The following is a 16,345-nucleotide window of genomic DNA, read 5'->3' on the forward strand; positions in this document are numbered from 1 at the left end:
CAGTGCACAAATTTGGCGAGGGTGATTTGATTCGTTAGCTCGCCCCCTGATTTCGCCTGCATCATCCTCGTGTCCGATGCGGGCGCTCCGTCGCATAGGATGAACGCAACGCGTCTATTGCCTTAATTCGCGACTCGTGTTCATGATATGTTCCATGAATGAGGCGCATTCCGAACCGGACCGGCCGACGATCCTGACATGAACTGGACGGGCTGGGCGCTGCGCCTGCTGCGCGACGCGGCCGAGATCGACATGCGCTGCAAGCGGATGACCGAGCGGCAGCAGGAGCGGGCGCATCCGGACCCGGAGGCGCCGCCGGATTTCGGGCCGATCCAGGCGCGGCTGACGCGCTCGCTGCGGCTGACGATCGCCCTGACCGAGCGGATCCGCACCGGCTTCATGGAGCGGCGGCAGGAGCGGACGGCGTCGGGGGAGGAGCAGCGCCGGCGGGAGCGGCGGGAGCGCGCGGCCGGGATGGTGGCCGCGGCGGCGGCGCGGCCGGAGGCGGGCCTGGACGCCGAGCGCATGCGGTCGCTGGCGTGGGAGAGCCTGGTCGAGGACGAGATCCTGGACGCGCAGCTGGACACGCTGTCGGCGGCGGAGTTCGTGCAGGCGGTGTGCCGCAGGATCGGCCACCCGCCGGACCCGATCCGGCTGCCGCGCAGCTGGGACGAGATCCTCGAGCCGCCGGCCGCCGCACCGCCGGCCTCGGCGGAGCCCGCCGAGGCCAGCGATCGCGAGCCCGCGGAGGACTGGCCTGAGGCATCGGACGCGTCCGACACCGGCCGTCCCGAGCCGGAGCCCTCCAAGCCGGACAGCAGCTGAGCGCCCAGGTCGCGCATCCCTGCACCGTCATGGCGAGGAGGCGAAGCCGACGAAGCCATCCAGGGGCCACGCCAAACGGCCCTGGATCGCTTCGCTGCGCTCGCGATGACGGTGTGGGGGCTGAGAAACAGTGACCAGAACCGACAATTTTGCCTCTCCCGTTTACGGGAGAGGTCGGAGGCGCTTGCGCCTCCGGGTGAGGGGGTTTTGTCGAGGCCTAGGCCCGCCCTCACCCGGTCTCGCTGTGCGAGCCCGACCTCTCCCGCCACGCGGGAGAGGCAATCTGTTCGCAGGCCTGCCGCCCGATACCGACCATCGATATGCAGATGCCGAACCGCGGGGAGAGGGAGGATGAAGGCAGGCCCTGGTGCCGCAGCCGCACCTCCACAACCCCGTGGCATCGCGGACTCGGCGCGCTAAGCTGCCGCTCCCCGCGGATCCCGGAGCCGCCCGATGAAGTCGCTCCTCGTCCGGCGCCTGGTCCAGGCGGTGCCGGTGCTGCTGATCGTCGCCTGCCTGGCCTTCCTGCTGCTGCGGCTGGCGCCGGGCGACGCCGTCGACGCGCTGGTGGTCGAGATGGGCGGCGGCGACCCCGGGCTGATCGCCCGGCTGCGCGCCGATTACGGGCTCGACCGGCCCTGGCCGGTGCAGCTCGGCCTCTATCTCGCCCATGTCGTGCGGCTCGACCTCGGCTGGTCGGTCGGATTCTCCCGCCCGGTGCTGGGCCTGGTGCTGGAGCGGGCGGGCAACACCGCGCTCCTGATGGCCGCGGCGCTGTCCCTGGCCCTCTCCGCCGGCACCCTGCTCGGCGTCGCCGCCGCCCAGAGCCACCTGCGCGGGCGCGGCCGGCTCGACACGCTGATCACCGGCTTCGGCCTGCTGCTCTACGCCATGCCCGGCTTCTGGATCGGGCTGATGCTGATCGTCGCCTTCGCGGTCAAGCTGCGCTGGCTGCCGCTGGGCGGCATCGCCACCGTGCCCAGCTTCGACACCGGCTGGGCCTATGCGGCCGACATCGCCCGCCACCTGGTGCTGCCCACCGTGGCGCTGTCGCTGATGTATGTCGCCGTCTATCTGCGGCTGATGCGCGCCGGCATGCTGGAGGTGGCGGGCAGCGACTTCGTCCGCACCGCCCGGGCCAAGGGCCTGCCGCCCGGCCGCATCACCTGGCGCCATGTGGCGCGCAACGCGCTCCTGCCCATGGTCACGGTGTTCGGCGTGCATTTCGGCATGCTGCTCGGCGGCAGCGTGGTGATCGAAAGCGTCTTCGCCATCCCCGGCCTCGGCCGCCTGGCCTATGAGGCGGTGACGAAGCGCGACCTCAACCTGCTGCTCGGCATCATCCTGGCCAGCGCGGTGATGGTGATCCTGGTCACCCTCGCCGTCGACCTGCTCTACGCCAGGCTGGATCCCCGGCTGAGGCGGGCGCGATGACGGTCCACTGTCTGTCCGGAGCGATCCGATTGCCTCTCCCGCCGGACGCGGGAGAGGTCGGGCTCGCGTCAGCGAGACCGGGTGAGGGCTGGTCCCGGCCTCAACGAACTCCCCTCACCCGGAGCCGCTTCGCGTCTCCGACCTCTCCCGCGAGCGGGAGAGGCAATCGGAGCCAGCCCGAGAGGTCTTGCTCCTGCCCCCGGGGACGCCCCTGATGCGCGTCCTCCGCCGCTTCCTGGCCGACCGCAACGGCCGCATCGGCCTCGCCGGCCTGGTGCTGGTGCTGGGCATGGCGCTGACCGCCGGCTGGATCTTCCCGGGCGACCCGCTGGCGGTCGCGGGCCCGTCGCAACTGCCGCCCCTCCAGGACCCGGCGCACTGGCTGGGCACCGATCGCCTCGGCCGGGACGTGCTGGCCCAGCTGTTCCCCGGCGCCCGCGTCTCGCTGCTGGTCGGTGCCGCGGCGGCGGTGCTGGCGGTCGGCATCGGCCTCCTGGTTGGCACCACCGCCGGCTTCCTCGGCGGCTGGGCGGACGAGGCGCTGATGCGGGTGACCGAGGCGGTGCAGACCGTGCCCGGCTTCGTCCTGGCCCTGGCGCTGATCCTGGTGCTGGGCCCGTCGCTCGGCCATGTCGTCCTCGCCATCGGCCTCGGCGCCTGGACCAGCCCGGCCCGGGTGGTGCGGGCCGAGATCATGGCCCTGGCCCGGCGCGACTTCGTCGACGCCTATCGCTGCATGGGCATGGGCTGGGCGCGGATCGCCTTCGCCAAGCTGCTGCCCAACGCCCTGGCGCCGGTGCTGGTGCTGGCGACGGTGATCACCGCCGGCGCGATCCTGATCGAATCGGCGCTGTCCTTCCTCGGCCTCGGCGACCCGAACCGGGTCAGCTGGGGCAGCATGATCGCCGACGGCCGCGCCGTGCTGCGCAGCGCCTGGTGGCTCTCCGCCATCCCCGGCCTCGCCATCGTCGTCGCCGTGCTGTCGGTCAGCCTGCTCGGCGAGGCGCTCACGGCCGCGCTCGACCCGCGGCGGAGGCGGCGGTGACCGCGGTGACCGGCCTCCTCTCCATCCGCAACCTGACCGTCGATTATCTCGGCGAAGGCGGGGCGGTGCGCGCGGTGGACGGCGTCGATCTCGACCTCGCGGCGGGGGAGACGCTGGCCCTGGTCGGCGAATCCGGCTCCGGCAAGTCGACCGTGGCCATGGCGCCGCTCGGCCTCCTGCCGCCCGGCGCCCGGATCGCCGGCTCGATCCGCCTCGCGGGGGCGGAGCTGCTGGGCCTGCCCGAGCCGGCGCTGCGCCCGGTGCGCGGCGGCCGCATCGGCATGGTGTTCCAGGAGCCCGCCACCAGTCTGAACCCGGTGCTGACGGTGGGCGAGCAGATCCGCGAGGCGCTGGCCGCGCACGCGGTCTGCCGCGGCCGGGCGGCACGGGCGCGGGCGGTGGAACTGCTGGCCGAGGTCGGCATCGCCGACCCCGCCGCCCGGGCCGGCCAGTACCCGCACGAGCTGTCGGGCGGCATGCGCCAGCGGGCGATGATCGCCATGGCGCTGGCCGCCAGTCCCGGGCTGCTGATCGCGGACGAGCCGACCACGGCGCTCGACGTCACCGTCCAGGCCCAGATCCTCGACCTGTTCCGGCGCCTGCGCGACCGCCGCGGCATGGCGCTGCTGCTGGTCACCCATGATCTCGGCGTGGTCGCCGAGCTGGCCGACCGCGTCGCGGTGATGAAGGAGGGGCGGGTGGTCGAGACCGGTCCCGTCCGCCGGGTGCTGGACGCGCCGGAGCACGGCTACACCCGGGAGCTGCTGGCTGCGACGCTCTCGGTCGACGATGCGCCGCGGTGGGTGGGGGAGGGGCGGCCACATCAACCCAAGCCGCCCGAGTCCCCCCTCCCTCTGCGGGAGGGAGGTAGGGGAGGGGGTCCCTCCGTCGGAGCCGGACCGGGGCGGAGCATGACCGCGGCTTCGACAAATCCGCTCAGCCTGCCGGCCTCGCCCCGACAGCCCTGCCCATTCATCCTCCCTCCCTCGCGGGAGGGTAGGGGAGGGGTGTCGATGACAGGCGCCGGCGCGGCATTGCCTGGGACCTCCGCCGGATCGGGATTGTCGTTCGGCATCAGCCCCAGCGGCACCAAACCCTCCCTTCCCCTCCCGCAAGGGGAGGGGGAGAGTGGAAGGCAGGGTCGGAGAAGCGGCCGATGACCGAACCCCTGCTGCAGCTCGACCGCGTCGTGAAGCATTTCGGCCGCGCCCCCGACGCCGTCCAGGCGGTCGACGGCGTGTCGCTCACCGTCGCGCCGGGGGAGGTGCTGGGCCTGGTCGGCGAATCCGGCTCCGGCAAGTCCACCCTGGGCCGGCTGGCCGCCCGGCTGATCGACCCCGATTCCGGCGCGATCCGCTTCGCCGGGCAGGACGTCACCCGCCGCCGCAGCCTCGGCCCCTTGCGGGCACAGATCCAGCTGGTGTTCCAGGACCCCGCCGCCTCGCTCAACCCGCGCGACACGGTCGGCACGGCGGTGGAGGACCCGCTGCGCGTCGCCTGGCTGCTGGATCGGGTCGGGCTAGGCTCGGGACTCGCCGACCGCTACCCGCACGAGCTGTCCGGCGGCCAGCGCCAGCGCGTCGCCATCGCCCGGGCGCTCGCGCCCCGGCCGCAGCTGGTGATCTGCGACGAGCCGGTCTCGGCGCTCGACGTCTCGGTCCGCGCCCAGGTGCTGGACCTGCTGGCCGAGCTCAGGGCCGAGCTCGGCCTCGCCTATCTCTTCATCAGCCACGACCTGGCGGTGGTGCGGCACGTCGCCGACCGGGTGGCGGTGATGCATCTGGGCCGCATCGTCGAAAACGGCCCGACCGGCCGGGTCTGGTCCCGCCCCGGCCATCCCTATACCCGCGCGCTGCTGTCGGCCGTGCCGCGGCTGCGCCCGGCGCCGGGGGCGGAACGCATCCTGCTGCAGGGCGACCCGCCCAGCCCGCGCCGGCCGCCCAGCGGCTGCCGCTTCCGCACCCGCTGCCCGCTCGCCTTCGACCGCTGCGCGCTGGAGGATCCGCCGCCGGTCGCCCTCGGCGCCGGCCAGCAGGCCGCCTGCCTGGTCGCGGGGGAGGTCGCGTCGTGAGCCGCTACCGCGCCCTCGCAAAGGCCAGCCACACCCCGCCGCCGATCAGGCACACGCCGCCGGTGCGCGACACCAGCCGCACATGCCGGCGCGACAGCATGGTGCCGGCCCGGCCGGTCAGCAGGGCGTACAGGGCGTCGGACAGCGCCGCGACCACCAGCGCGGTGGCGCCCAGCAGCAGCACCTGGCTCGACTGGTCGCCGCCGGGCTGCACGAATTGCGGGATGAAGGCGCCGAAGAACAGCAGCATCTTCGGGTTGCTCAGCGCCACCAGCAGGCCCTGCAGCACGAAGCCGCCGCGCGGCGGGCGCAGGCTGCCGGGCTCGGCCAGCGCGTCCGGGGCGCGCAGCAGCTTCCAGCCGATCCAGACCAGATACGCCGCCCCGGCCAGGCGCAGCCAGTCGAACCAGTGGCCCATCGCCTCCACCACCGCGGCCAGGCCGACGACCAGCACGCCGAGCATGACGACGAGGCCGATCTGCCCGCCGAGGATGTTGAGAAGGCCGGCGCGGGTGCCGTGGGTCAGACTGTTGGCGACGATCAGCGTCACCGACGGCCCCGGGATGATCGCCACCAGGATGCAGGCGGCGATGTAGGCGAGATAGACCTCGATGGTCATGGGCGGCCTCCTCCGAACCGGAGCGGCCAGCGTCCCACGGCCGGGGGCGTCAGTGAAGGGCGTTCTGCGATGCTACGGCTTCCACGTCACGCGCTCGATCTGGGACAGGCCCTTCGGCCCGTCATATCGGCTCTCCATGCCGTAGATCGGGTCGGCCAGCGCCTCCTGCGCCGTGATGAAGGTCCAGCCCTCGGACCGGTACCAGGCCAGCAGCTCGCCCAGATGGTCGGCGTTGATCCGGTTCATGTGCAGCAGCAGGATGTGCTTCACGTCCCGGCCCAGCCGCTCCCGCGCCATCGCCTGGAAGTGCGCGGTCTGGGCCTTCATATGCGCCAGGTACCCGGCTGCGATCCGTTGCGCCCCCTCGGCGTCGCCCGCCGCCAGGGCGGCCATGTAGTCGCTGTTGTACTGGAAGTCGTCATCGTCGATCGACACGGGCACGTCGCGATAGCCCAGCGCCGCCAGGATCCCGGCCGCCGCGGCCCGCTTCTCCGCCGTTGCCCCCGAATGCAGGAACGGGAAGCGGAAGAACTTCCCGCCGGTCATCCAGGGCGCCAGGGCGGCGTCCGCCCGCTCCACCTCGCTGCCGAACTGGGCCGCGGTGATCTTGTCATAGTCCGGATGCGACCATGTGTGATTGGCGACGGTGTGCCCGGCCTCGGCGAAGGCCTGCAGGGCGGGCAGCGCCTCCGGCACCAGCTTCTCGCCGATGGCGAAGCCCATCGCCGTGACGTCGTAGGCCGCGAGGATGCGGTTGACGCGTTCGACGATGTCCCGGCCCTGCTCGGGGCCGACCCGCGCCGGCACCGCATAGGGCAGATCGTCCAGCGTGATCGCGATCTCGGCGGCCTCGGTCCGCGCCGCCAGGACCAGCAGGAGGGCCACGGCGATCGCCGGCCGGATCGGCACGGCCTATCCCTTCGCCCTGGCCGCCATCGCCTGCTCGGCGATCACGCCCATCGAGGCCGCGGCGCCGCCCAGCGACCAGCCGCCGTCCACCGGCAGCACCGCGCCGGTGATGAAGCCGGCGAGGGGAGAGGACAGCAGGCGGCAGGCGGCAGCCACATCCTCGGCCACGCCCATCCGGCCCAGGGGCACGCTGCGCTGCACCAGGGCCCGGGCCTGCGGCGTCGGCGCCAGCCGGGCCATGCCCTCGGTCTCGTCGATCGGGCCCGGGATCACCGAGTTGATGCGGATGCCGTCGCGGCCCCATTCCATGGCCAGCACCCGGGTCAGCATGTCGACGCCGGCCTTGGCGGCGCAGACGTGCGCCTGCATCGCCATCGGCGCCTCGGCCTGCGGGGCCGAGATGTTGATCACCGACGCCCCCGGCTTGCGCAGGAAGGCATGCGCCGCCCGCAGCACGTGGAAGCTGCCCAAGAGGTCGATGTCGATCACCGACTTGAAGCCGTTCGCCGACATGCCCAGCGCCGGCGCCGGGAAGTTCCCGGCCGCGCCCGAGACCAGCACGTCGAGATCGCCATAGGCGTCGTGCGCCGCCTTCAGCGCGGCCTCGGTGGCGGCGTAGTCGCGCACGTCGGCGGCCGCGCCCATGGCCTCGGCTCCGGCCTCGCGCAGACGCGCCACCGCCGCGTCGACCTTCTCCTGGCTGCGGCTCATCACCGCCACCCGCGCCCCGGCCCGGGCGAAGCCCAGCGCGATGCCGAGATTGATGCCGCTGGTGCCGCCGGCGACGAACACCGTCTTGCCGGCGAAGTCGATCACTTCACCCATGATCTGATTCCCTTCGCTTCGGGCCGTCGGGTGAAAGCCCTCCCCACACTGTCATTGCCGGGCTTGACCCGGCAATCCAGAAGGTCTCGACGGTCTCTGGATGCCCGGGTCAAGCCCGGGCATGACAGCAAGGGGGCTTTGCTCAGTCGGCCCGATCTCTTAGTGGGCCTCGGCCCAGCTGTGGCCTATCCCCGCCTCGGCGATCAGCGGCACCTCCAGCGTGGCCGCCGACTGCATCACCCGCTGCGCCACCTCGGCGGTGCGCTGCGCCTCGCCTTCCGGCGCCTCGAACAGCAGCTCGTCATGCACCTGCAGCAGCATCCGGGCCTTGAGCCCCTCCGCCGCCAGCGCCCGGGGCAGCTTGCCCATGGCGCGCTTGATGATGTCGGCCGCGGTGCCCTGGATCGGGGCGTTGATCGCCTGGCGCTCGGCGAAGGCGCGGCGGGCCGGGTTCGGGTCCTTGATCCCGGGCACATGGCATTTGCGGCCGAACAGGGTCTCGACCCAGCCGCGCTCGCGCGCCGTGCGCTTGGTCTCGTCCATCCAGGCCTTCAGCTCCGGCAGCCGGTCGAGATAGGCGCGGATGAAGGCCGTGGCCTCGCCCTGCGGGATGCCCAGCTGCGCCGCCAGGCCGAATCCCGAGATGCCGTAGATGATGCCGAAATTGATCGCCTTGGCCTTGCGCCGGGTCTCCGGCGTCATCTCCGCCAGCGGCACGTTGAACACCTGGCTCGCGGTCATGGCGTGGATGTCGGTGCCGTCGAGGAAGGCCTGCTTCAGCAGCGCCACGCCGGCGATCTGGGCCACGAGGCGCAGCTCGATCTGGCTGTAGTCGACCGAGACCAGCTTGTGCCCCTCCTCCGCCACGAAGGCGTAGCGGATCTTGCGCCCCTCCTCGGTGCGGATCGGGATGTTCTGCAGGTTCGGCTCGTTCGAGGACAGCCGCCCGGTGTTGGTCGCGGCCAGCGAGAAGGAGGTATGGACCCGCCCGGTCCTCTCGTTGATCTGGGCCTGCAGCGCGTCGGTGTAGGTGCCCTTCAGCTTGGCCAGCTGGCGCCATTCCAGGATCTGGTTGGCGATCGTGTGGCCCTGCGCCGCCAACTGCTCCAGCACGCTCGAATCGGTCGAATAGGCGCCGGTCTTGCTGCTCTTCTTGCCGCCGGGGATGCCCAGCCGCTCGAACAGCACCTCGCCCAGCTGCTTCGGGCTGCCGACGTTGAACGGGCCCTGGGCCGAGACGTGGATCTCCGATTCCAGCGCCGCCATGCGCTCGGCGAACTCCAGCGACAGCCGGGCCAGGGCGACGCGGTCGACCTTGATCCCGGCCATCTCCATGTCGGAGATGACGCCGACCAGCGGCCGCTCGATGGTCTCGTACACCGTCGTCATCCGCTCGCCCACCAGCCGCGGCTTCAGGAGCATGTGGAGGCGCAGGGTGATGTCGGCGTCCTCGGCGGCATAGGCCAGGGCCTTGTCCAGCGGCACGCGGTCGAAGGTGATGGCGTTCTTGCCGGTGCCGCAGACCGAGGAATAGGGGATGGTGCGGTGCTGCAGATGCAGCTCCGACAGCTCGTCCATGCCGTGGCCGTGCGCCCCGCCGTCGAGGGTGTAGGAGATCAGCATGGTGTCGTCCCACGGCGTGATCGGCAGGCCGATATCGGGCCGGCCCAGCACATGGGCGTCGTATTTCAGGTTGTGGCCGACCTTCAGCACCGACGGGTCGGTCAGCACCGGCCCCAGGATGCGGCGGATCTCCGCGATCGGGATCTGCTGCAGCGTCTGGCCGCCGAAGTTCAGCCCGTCGCCCTCCGGCGGCACATGGGCGATCGGGATGTAGCAGGCGCGGCCGGGCGCCACGGCCAGGGAGATGCCGCACAGCATCGCCGCCTCGGCGTCCAGCGAGTTGGTCTCGGTGTCGATCGCCAGAACCCCGGCCTCGACCGCCGCGTCGGCCCAGCGCTGCAGCGCGTCGACGTCCTGCACCAGCTGGTAGTCCTGGGCGATCGCCTCCGGCTTGCCCGGCGCGGCCAGGTCCGGTTCGTCGCCGCCGGTGGTGCCCAGCTTGTCGAAGGCGGCCTCGACCCGGGTGATGGTCGAGCGGAACTCCATCTCCTCCAGGAACCGCACCAACTGCTGGCGGTTCGGCGGCCGCGCCACGATGCCGTCCAGCCCGAACGGCACCGGCGCGTCGCTGCGCAGCTTCACCAGCTCGCGGCTGATCCGCGCCTGCTCGGCATACTGGATCAGGGATTCGCGGCGCTTCGGCTGCTTGATCTCGCCGGCCCGGGCCAGCAGCGAATCGAGGTCGCCGTATTCGGTGATCAGCTGGGCCGCGGTCTTGATGCCGATGCCGGGCACGCCCGGCACGTTGTCGACGCTGTCGCCGGCCAGGGCCTGCACGTCGATCACCCGGTCCGGCATCACGCCGAACTTCTCCATCACCTCGGTCGCGTCGATCGGCTTGTTCTTGATCGGGTCCAGCATGGTCACGCCGTCGCCGACCAGCTGCATCATGTCCTTGTCGGAGGAGACGATGACGACGCGCGACCCTTCCTCCCGCGCCATCCGGCAATAGGTCGCGATGATGTCGTCGGCCTCGAAGCCCTCGACCTCGACGCCGGGCAGGTTGAAGGCCTCGCTGGTGGCGCGGATCAGCGGGAACTGCGGGATCAGCTCCTCCGGCGGGTCCGGCCGCTGGGCCTTGTAGGCGGGGTAGATCTCCTTGCGGAAGCTGCGCTCCGACTTGTCGTAGATCACCGCCAGGTGGTCGGCGTCGAGATCGGCCAGCAGGCGGATCAGCATGTTGGTGAAGCCGTAGACGGCGTTCACCGGCAGCCCGTCCGACTTGCGCATCATCATCGGCAGCGCGTGGAAGGCGCGGAAGATGTAGCCCGAACCGTCGATCAGGTAATAGGTCTTGGGCGTGGTCGACATGGGCGGGCCTCCGGCGGAACAGAGCGCGACCATGCCGCGCCGGAGGGCGGATTGTCCACCCGGTCGGGCGCCTGCTCAGGCGGGCTGGAACAGCTCGACCCCGTTGCCGGACGGGTCCTCGCACAGGATCTGCCGGCCGCCGGGGCCGGTGACGATGTCGTTGCGGAACCGCACGCCGCGGCCGCGCAGATCGGTGACCAACGTCGGCAGGTCGTCGACCTGCAGCACGAATCGGTTCCAGCCGCCGGGCTCCGGCCTGCTGCCGTCCGGCATCGGCCGGCTGGCCGAGGCGCCGGGGCCGGCGACCCACAGCGTCAGCCCGTCCCGCTCGAGGATCGCCATGTTCGGCCCGAACTGCCGCTGCAGCCGGAACCCCAGGCTGTCCCTGTAGAACGCGACCGCCTGGTCGACGTCCTGGACGATGTACCGGACCGTCGGCATGGCTGCCTCCCGGCGAGTTGGGCCAAAAGGATAGCTCGGACGGCAGGGCAAGGACAGCTCACGCCAAAACCGATTGCAGTATATAACTGGTTTCGATACAAAATCGGAAACAACGTCGCCCGGAGGAACGCCGCCATGTCCAAGCTCGTCGTCCGCGCCTTCACGATATCCCTGGACGGCTACGGCGCAGGGCCGGAGCAGAGCCTCGAGAACCCGCTCGGCAAGGGCGGCGAGGAGTTGCACCGGTGGTTCGTCGACACCCCCACCTTCCGGGCCATGACCGGGCAGGAGGGCGGAACCACCGGCATCGACGAGGATTTCGCCGCCCGCAGCTTCGAGAACCTCGGGGCCTGGATTCTCGGCCGGAACATGTTCGGGCCGGTGCGCGGGCCCTGGCCGGACCACAGCTGGAAGGGCTGGTGGGGCGACACCCCGCCCTATCATGTGCCGGTCTTCGTCCTCACCCACCACGCCCGCCCGGCGATCGAGATGGAGGGCGGCACCACCTTCCACTTCGTCACCGACGGCATCGATTCAGCGCTGCGCCAGGCGCGCGAGGCCGCGGGCGGCAAGGACGTGCGGGTCGGCGGCGGCGTCGCCACGATCCAGCAGTACCTGCGCCGGCGCCTGATCGACGAGATGCATATCGCCGTGTCGCCGATCCTGCTGGGCAGCGGCGAGAGCCTGTTCGCCGGGATCGACCTTGTCGCTCTGGGCTATGGCGTGGGCGAGCGCGTCTACAGCCCGAACGCCATCCATTTCATGGTGACGAAACTGGGCTGAGGGACTATCCCGTCGGCGCCCGGGCCGCTAACGGTCCGCGAGGCGCCGGATCGTCGCCAGCGCGTCTTCCAGACGCCGGTCATGGGGACCGGTCAGCACGACGTGACGGGCGCCGCGGCGCTCCAGCTCCGCCCGGCACAGCGCGAAGAAGCGGTCGCGCTGCGCCTGGTCGGGGAAATAGCGGGTGCCGTCGTCGACCCAGCCGAAATCCGGCGCGGTCAGCAGATAGAGGTCGGCCAGATCGTCGAAGGCGTCGAACCAGGGATCCCGGCGGCCGGTCAGCATGTCGCTCCACACCGCGGTCAGGACCGGGTCGGTGTCCTCGACCAGCACCCAGTTGGACTGCCGAGACAGGGCGGCGCGGGACGCCAAGTGCCCGCGGGCGATGGCCAGAAGGCCTTCGGCGGGCACGTCGGTGCCGAAGGCGTCGGTAAAGGTCCGCCCGTATTCCGGCACAACCACGGTTTCCAGCGCCTCGCCCAGCGCCGCGGCCAATGTGGTCTTGCCGCTGCTCTCCGGGCCGAACAGCACGACGCGCCGCAGGAAATGCGGCCGCACCGGTGCCGGCAGGTAACGCCAGACGGCAGCCGGGTCGCGACGGATGGCGGTGCCGGAGACCGGCACGCCCAACCGCGGTGGGTCGACCGGGACGAAGCGCGCGCCCAACTCCTCCGCCAGGCGATGGCCATAGGTCTCGGAGGCGAAGACGTGGTCGATCAGCTCCGGGTGGAAGTGCCGGATCAGGTTGCGCCAGATCGGCCAGAACTCCGGATGCTCGGCCGGCTCCTGCGGCACCTCCCAGTCGCAATGCAGCACCCGCGCCTTCGGGCACAGCTCGCGCATCCATTCATGGCGCAGGCGGCCGGGGATCGGCTCGCGGGCGATCGAGCAGACCAGGACCGTCACCTCGTCGCTGTAGGCCTGGGCGAAGTCGCAGAGATGCAGGTGCCCGAGATGCGGCGGCAAGAACTTGCCGAGAAGGAAACCCCGCGTCACCGCGCGGCCTCCGCCGCCGGGCCGGCCTCCAGATGGCGCAGCCATTGCAACAGGCCGAGCGTCGCCAGGACCAGGAAGATGCCGTACAGCCCGGCCGTCAGGACCAGCCCCTTGGCGGCATAGACGCCGATCGCGACCACGTCGGTAGCGATCCAGAACAGCCAGTTCTCGATCCGCCGCAGGGCCAGCAGGGTCTGCGCCGTGACGCTCATCGCCGCGATGGCGGCGTCCCAATGCGGCAGGGCCGCGTCGGTCCAGGCCGCCATGGCATGGCCGAGGGCGAGGGAGAGCAGGGCGGTCGCCGCCACCGCCAGGATGCGGTCGCGCGTCGGGGAGGACTCGACCCGGACCAGGCCGTCCTCGCCGCGCCGGCGCAGCCAGCCCCACCAGCCGGCCAGTTGCACGACCAGGAAGAACACCTGCAGCAGCGCGTCGGAGTACAGCTTCACGTCGAAGAAGATCTTGCCGTACAGCACCACCATCGCGACGCCGAAGGGATAGTTCCAGACGCTGCGGCGGATGATCAGCGCGACATTGGCGAGGCCGAGCAGGGTGGCGACGATCTCGATCGGGGGCATGGCGCGGTCTCGCTTCGCGGCGTTACGGCCGCGTGTGCCAGATATTGATGGCAGAATAAGGGAAGACCCGTCTCACCCCAGCAGCGCCGCCAGCACCGCGTCGAGGCGCTGGCGGCCGGCGGGGGTGGCGGTCAGGCGCGCAGCATCCTCGGCCAGGAAGCCGCCGGCGACCAGCCGGTCCAGCCGGCGGCGGTCGATCGCCCGGTCGAAGGGCAGGCCGGATTCGTCGGCGATGCGGGACTTCAGGACGCCCTCGACCAGGCGCAGCCCCATCATCAGCATCTCGTCGCGGCGGCTCTCCGGCGGGACCGCCTCGCGCTCGTGCTCGGCATGGCCGGCGGCCTCGACCCGCTCCAGCCACACCTCCGGCGCCCGGTGGGTGCGGGTGCCCCACTTTCCGTCGTTCAGCGTCAGCCGGCCATGCGCGCCGGGGCCGATGCCGACATAGTCGCCATAGCGCCAATAGGTCAGGTTGTGCCGCGATTCCTCGCCCGGCCGGGCGTGGTTCGAGATCTCGTAGCCCGGCAGGCCGGCGGCGCCCAGCACCTCGGCCGTGGCCTCGTAGAGGGCGGCCTGGGTGTCCTCGTCCGGCAGCACCAGTTCGCCGCGGGAGTACAGGGTGTGGAAGCGGGTGCCCTGCTCGATCGTCAGCTGATAGGCCGAGATGTGGCCGACGGCATGGTCCAGCGCCCGGCGCAGCTCCGCCGTCCAGCCGGCCACGGTCTGGCCCGGCCGGGCATAGATCAGGTCGAAGGAGAAGCGGTCGAAATGCCGGGCGGCCAGGCCGACGGCGTCCAGCGCCTCCTCCGCGGAATGGTTGCGGCCCAGGAAGCGCAGCGACGCCTCGTCCAGCGCCTGGACGCCCAGCGACACCCGGTTCACCCCGGCGGCGCGGAATCCGGCGAACAGGTGGGATTCGACCGAGGTCGGGTTCGCCTCCAGCGTGATCTCGACATCGGGCGCCAGCCCCCAGCGCTGGGCCGCGCGATCGATCACGGCGGCGGCGGTGGCCGGCTGCATCAGCGACGGGGTGCCGCCGCCGAAGAAGATCGAGGTCAGCGTCCGGCCCGGCGTCAGGTCGGCGAAATGGTCCAGCTCCGCCACCAGCGCCCGGCGCCAGCGCTCATGCTCCACCTGCTCCCGGACATGTGAGTTGAAGTCGCAATACGGGCATTTCGACCGGCAGAACGGCCAATGGACGTAGAGGGCGAAGCCGGGGGCGGTCATCCGGCCTCGAAGCAGCGCGCCACCAGCTTGCGGAAGGCGTCGGCGCGATGGCTCATGGCGTGCTTCTCGGCCGCTTCCATTTCGCCGAAGGTTCGGTCATGGCCGTCCGGCACGAAGATCGGGTCGTAGCCGAAGCCCTTGGTGCCGCGGGCGGGCCAGACCAGCCGGCCGCGGATCTCGCCCTCGACCGTCTCGCAATGGCCGTCCGGCCAGCACAGCGACAGGGCGCAGACGAAGCGGGCGCTGCGGTCCGGGTTGTCGCCCAGCTTCAGCCGCACCTGCTCCATGGCATAGGCGAAGTCGCGGCCGCTGCCGTCGGGCTTCTCGGCCCAGCGGGCGGAATAGATGCCGGGATCGCCGCCCAGGCCGGTGACGGACACGCCGCTGTCGTCGGCCAGCGACGGCAGGCCGGTGGCCGCGGCGACGAAGCGGGCCTTCAGCTCGGCATTGGCGACGAAGGTCGTGCCGGTCTCCTCCGGCTCCGGCACGCCATGGTCGGCGGCCGAGGTCAGGCGCGGCACGCGGCCTTCCAGCAGGGCGGCGATCTCGGGGATCTTTCCCTTGTTGTGGCTGGCGATGACCAGGTGGTCGCCGGCGAAGCGGCGGGCGGGGGAGGCGGCGTTCGTCATGATGGGCATCAGATACGCGTGCCGGAGGCTGGAATCAAAGGCGGCGTCTGGTGCACTGTGTCGTCTCCAACGCATGGCGGTGAGGGGCGAGGACGATGAAGGTCGCATTCCTGGGCATGGGCGTCATGGGCGCGCCGATGGCGGGGCATCTGGTCAAGGCGGGGCACGAGGTCACCGTCTTCAACCGCACCGCGGCGAAGGCCGAGGCCTGGGCCGAGCGCCACGGCGGTCAGTGGGCGCCGACCCCGGCCGAGGCGGCGAAGGACGCCGCCATCGTGTTCATGTGCGTCGGCAATGACGACGACATCCGCTCGGTGGTCAAGGGGCCGGACGGCGCCTTCGCCGGCATGTCCGGCAGCGCCATCCTGGTCGACCACACCACGGCCTCGGCCGATATCGCCCGCGAGCTGGAGGCCGAGGCCGACCGGCTCGGCTTCGGCTTCCTCGACGCGCCGGTCTCGGGCGGCCAGGCGGGGGCGGAGAACGGTGTGCTGACGGTGATGTGCGGCGGGCGCGAGGAGGTCTTCGCCATCGCGAAGCCGGTGATCGACAGCTACGCCCGCGCCTGCACCCTGATGGGCCCGGCCGGCGCCGGCCAGCTGACCAAGATGGTCAACCAGATCTGCATCGCCGGGCTGGTCCAGGCCCTGGCCGAGGGGCTGAACTTCGCCCAGAAGGCCGGGCTCGACGGCAACCTGGTGCTCGACGTCATCTCCAAAGGCGCGGCGCAGAGCTGGCAGATGGAGAATCGCGGCCGCACCATGCTCCAGGGCAAGTACGATTTCGGCTTCGCCATCGACTGGATGCGCAAGGACCTCGGCATCTGCTTCCAGGAGGCCAGGCACAACGGCGCCCGGCTGCCGGTGACGGCGCTGGTCGACCAGTTCTACGCCGCGGTCCAGGCCAAAGCCGGCGGCCGGGTCGACACCTCCAGCCTGCTGCTGGCGCTGCAGGACTGATACCAGCGGTCCGAAATATTGACCCGTCATGGCGAGCCCCGAAGGGGCGTGGCCATCCAGGGCGGCGTGC

General features: G+C 71.4%; 16 protein-coding genes. 7 read left to right on the plus strand and 9 right to left on the minus strand.

Annotated elements, in window-relative coordinates; translation table 11 throughout:
* Positions 1-198 precede the first annotated feature (198 nt).
* The 5 genes from LG391_RS10565 to LG391_RS10585 all read left to right on the plus strand — a co-directional run bounded on the left by LG391_RS10565 (position 199) and on the right by LG391_RS10585 (position 5,375).
* Positions 199-825: a hypothetical protein gene (locus LG391_RS10565; RefSeq protein WP_225767977.1), complete on the plus strand. Its 627-nt coding sequence runs from the start codon at positions 199-201 to the stop codon at positions 823-825.
* A gap of 453 nt (positions 826-1,278) precedes the next feature.
* Positions 1,279-2,259, plus strand: a complete 981-nt coding sequence (locus LG391_RS10570; protein WP_225767978.1) for an ABC transporter permease — start codon at positions 1,279-1,281, stop codon at positions 2,257-2,259.
* Between the two features lie 214 nt (positions 2,260-2,473).
* The gene (locus LG391_RS10575) at positions 2,474-3,304 is read left to right on the plus strand and encodes an ABC transporter permease (protein ID WP_225767979.1); all 831 of its coding nucleotides are present in this window, start codon (positions 2,474-2,476) and stop codon (positions 3,302-3,304) included.
* Complete coding sequence (locus tag LG391_RS10580; RefSeq protein WP_225767980.1) at positions 3,301-4,464, plus strand: ABC transporter ATP-binding protein; 1,164 nt, start codon at positions 3,301-3,303, stop codon at positions 4,462-4,464. Before LG391_RS10575 ends, LG391_RS10580 begins: the two co-directional genes overlap by 4 nt.
* Positions 4,461-5,375 carry an ABC transporter ATP-binding protein gene (locus LG391_RS10585; protein WP_225767981.1) on the plus strand — a complete coding sequence of 305 codons (915 nt, stop codon included), beginning with the start codon at positions 4,461-4,463 and terminating at the stop codon, positions 5,373-5,375. Before LG391_RS10580 ends, LG391_RS10585 begins: the two co-directional genes overlap by 4 nt.
* A gap of 4 nt (positions 5,376-5,379) precedes the next feature.
* Here LG391_RS10585 and LG391_RS10590 read toward each other — a convergent pair whose 3' ends face one another.
* The 5 genes from LG391_RS10590 to LG391_RS10610 all read right to left on the minus strand — a co-directional run bounded on the left by LG391_RS10590 (position 5,380) and on the right by LG391_RS10610 (position 11,103).
* Entirely contained in the window at positions 5,380-5,994 is a 615-nt protein-coding gene (locus LG391_RS10590) for a LysE family translocator (RefSeq protein ID WP_225767982.1), read from the minus strand.
* Positions 5,995-6,066: 72 nt separating this feature from the next.
* On the minus strand, positions 6,067-6,903 hold the full coding sequence (locus LG391_RS10595; RefSeq protein ID WP_225767983.1) for a polysaccharide deacetylase family protein: 837 nt from the start codon (positions 6,901-6,903) through the stop codon (positions 6,067-6,069).
* A gap of 3 nt (positions 6,904-6,906) precedes the next feature.
* Entirely contained in the window at positions 6,907-7,728 is an 822-nt protein-coding gene (locus LG391_RS10600; protein WP_225767984.1) for an SDR family oxidoreductase, read from the minus strand.
* Positions 7,729-7,887: 159 nt separating this feature from the next.
* Positions 7,888-10,662, minus strand: a complete 2,775-nt coding sequence (polA, locus tag LG391_RS10605; protein WP_225767985.1) for a DNA polymerase I — start codon at positions 10,660-10,662, stop codon at positions 7,888-7,890.
* Positions 10,663-10,737: 75 nt separating this feature from the next.
* Entirely contained in the window at positions 10,738-11,103 is a 366-nt protein-coding gene (locus tag LG391_RS10610; protein WP_225767986.1) for a VOC family protein, read from the minus strand.
* Between the two features lie 135 nt (positions 11,104-11,238).
* Here LG391_RS10610 and LG391_RS10615 point away from each other — a divergent pair, with 135 nt between their 5' ends.
* Positions 11,239-11,886 (plus strand): dihydrofolate reductase family protein, encoded by a 648-nt coding sequence (locus tag LG391_RS10615; protein ID WP_225767987.1) that lies wholly within the window; start codon positions 11,239-11,241, stop codon positions 11,884-11,886.
* Positions 11,887-11,913: 27 nt separating this feature from the next.
* On the opposite strand, the gene LG391_RS10620 is transcribed toward LG391_RS10615, so the two are convergent.
* From LG391_RS10620 to rdgB, 4 genes are all read right to left on the minus strand, one after another.
* Positions 11,914-12,882 (minus strand): AAA family ATPase, encoded by a 969-nt coding sequence (locus LG391_RS10620; RefSeq protein WP_225767988.1) that lies wholly within the window; start codon positions 12,880-12,882, stop codon positions 11,914-11,916.
* Positions 12,879-13,460 (minus strand): nicotinamide riboside transporter PnuC, encoded by a 582-nt coding sequence (gene pnuC / locus LG391_RS10625; RefSeq protein ID WP_225767989.1) that lies wholly within the window; start codon positions 13,458-13,460, stop codon positions 12,879-12,881. The genes LG391_RS10620 and pnuC overlap by 4 nt, the downstream gene beginning before the upstream one ends.
* A gap of 72 nt (positions 13,461-13,532) precedes the next feature.
* The gene (gene hemW / locus LG391_RS10630) at positions 13,533-14,687 is read right to left on the minus strand and encodes a radical SAM family heme chaperone HemW (protein WP_225767990.1); all 1,155 of its coding nucleotides are present in this window, start codon (positions 14,685-14,687) and stop codon (positions 13,533-13,535) included.
* Positions 14,684-15,316 (minus strand): RdgB/HAM1 family non-canonical purine NTP pyrophosphatase, encoded by a 633-nt coding sequence (gene rdgB / locus LG391_RS10635; RefSeq protein WP_225767991.1) that lies wholly within the window; start codon positions 15,314-15,316, stop codon positions 14,684-14,686. The genes hemW and rdgB overlap by 4 nt, the downstream gene beginning before the upstream one ends.
* 95 nt (positions 15,317-15,411) lie before the next feature.
* Between rdgB and LG391_RS10640 the strand changes: the two genes are divergently transcribed.
* Complete coding sequence (locus tag LG391_RS10640) at positions 15,412-16,275, plus strand: NAD(P)-dependent oxidoreductase (RefSeq protein WP_225767992.1); 864 nt, start codon at positions 15,412-15,414, stop codon at positions 16,273-16,275.
* Positions 16,276-16,345 lie beyond the last annotated feature (70 nt).

Source organism: Inquilinus sp. Marseille-Q2685 (assembly GCF_916619195.1).
Taxonomy (GTDB): domain Bacteria; phylum Pseudomonadota; class Alphaproteobacteria; order DSM-16000; family Inquilinaceae; genus Inquilinus.

Excerpts from the sequence above, each read along its gene's own strand:
- rdgB (WP_225767991.1), bottom strand. The coding sequence starts at position 15,316 with ATGACGAACGCCGCCTCCCCCGCCCGCCGCTTCGCCGGCGACCACCTG.
- LG391_RS10615 (WP_225767987.1), top strand. The coding sequence starts at position 11,239 with ATGTCCAAGCTCGTCGTCCGCGCCTTCACGATATCCCTGGACGGCTAC.
- LG391_RS10570 (WP_225767978.1), top strand. The coding sequence starts at position 1,279 with ATGAAGTCGCTCCTCGTCCGGCGCCTGGTCCAGGCGGTGCCGGTGCTG.
- LG391_RS10610 (WP_225767986.1), bottom strand. The coding sequence starts at position 11,103 with ATGCCGACGGTCCGGTACATCGTCCAGGACGTCGACCAGGCGGTCGCG.
- LG391_RS10575 (WP_225767979.1), top strand. The coding sequence starts at position 2,474 with ATGCGCGTCCTCCGCCGCTTCCTGGCCGACCGCAACGGCCGCATCGGC.
- LG391_RS10640 (WP_225767992.1), top strand. The coding sequence starts at position 15,412 with ATGAAGGTCGCATTCCTGGGCATGGGCGTCATGGGCGCGCCGATGGCG.
- hemW (WP_225767990.1), bottom strand. The coding sequence starts at position 14,687 with ATGACCGCCCCCGGCTTCGCCCTCTACGTCCATTGGCCGTTCTGCCGG.
- LG391_RS10585 (WP_225767981.1), top strand. The coding sequence starts at position 4,461 with ATGACCGAACCCCTGCTGCAGCTCGACCGCGTCGTGAAGCATTTCGGC.
- LG391_RS10600 (WP_225767984.1), bottom strand. The coding sequence starts at position 7,728 with ATGGGTGAAGTGATCGACTTCGCCGGCAAGACGGTGTTCGTCGCCGGC.
- LG391_RS10590 (WP_225767982.1), bottom strand. The coding sequence starts at position 5,994 with ATGACCATCGAGGTCTATCTCGCCTACATCGCCGCCTGCATCCTGGTG.
- pnuC (WP_225767989.1), bottom strand. The coding sequence starts at position 13,460 with ATGCCCCCGATCGAGATCGTCGCCACCCTGCTCGGCCTCGCCAATGTC.
- polA (WP_225767985.1), bottom strand. The coding sequence starts at position 10,662 with ATGTCGACCACGCCCAAGACCTATTACCTGATCGACGGTTCGGGCTAC.
- LG391_RS10565 (WP_225767977.1), top strand. The coding sequence starts at position 199 with ATGAACTGGACGGGCTGGGCGCTGCGCCTGCTGCGCGACGCGGCCGAG.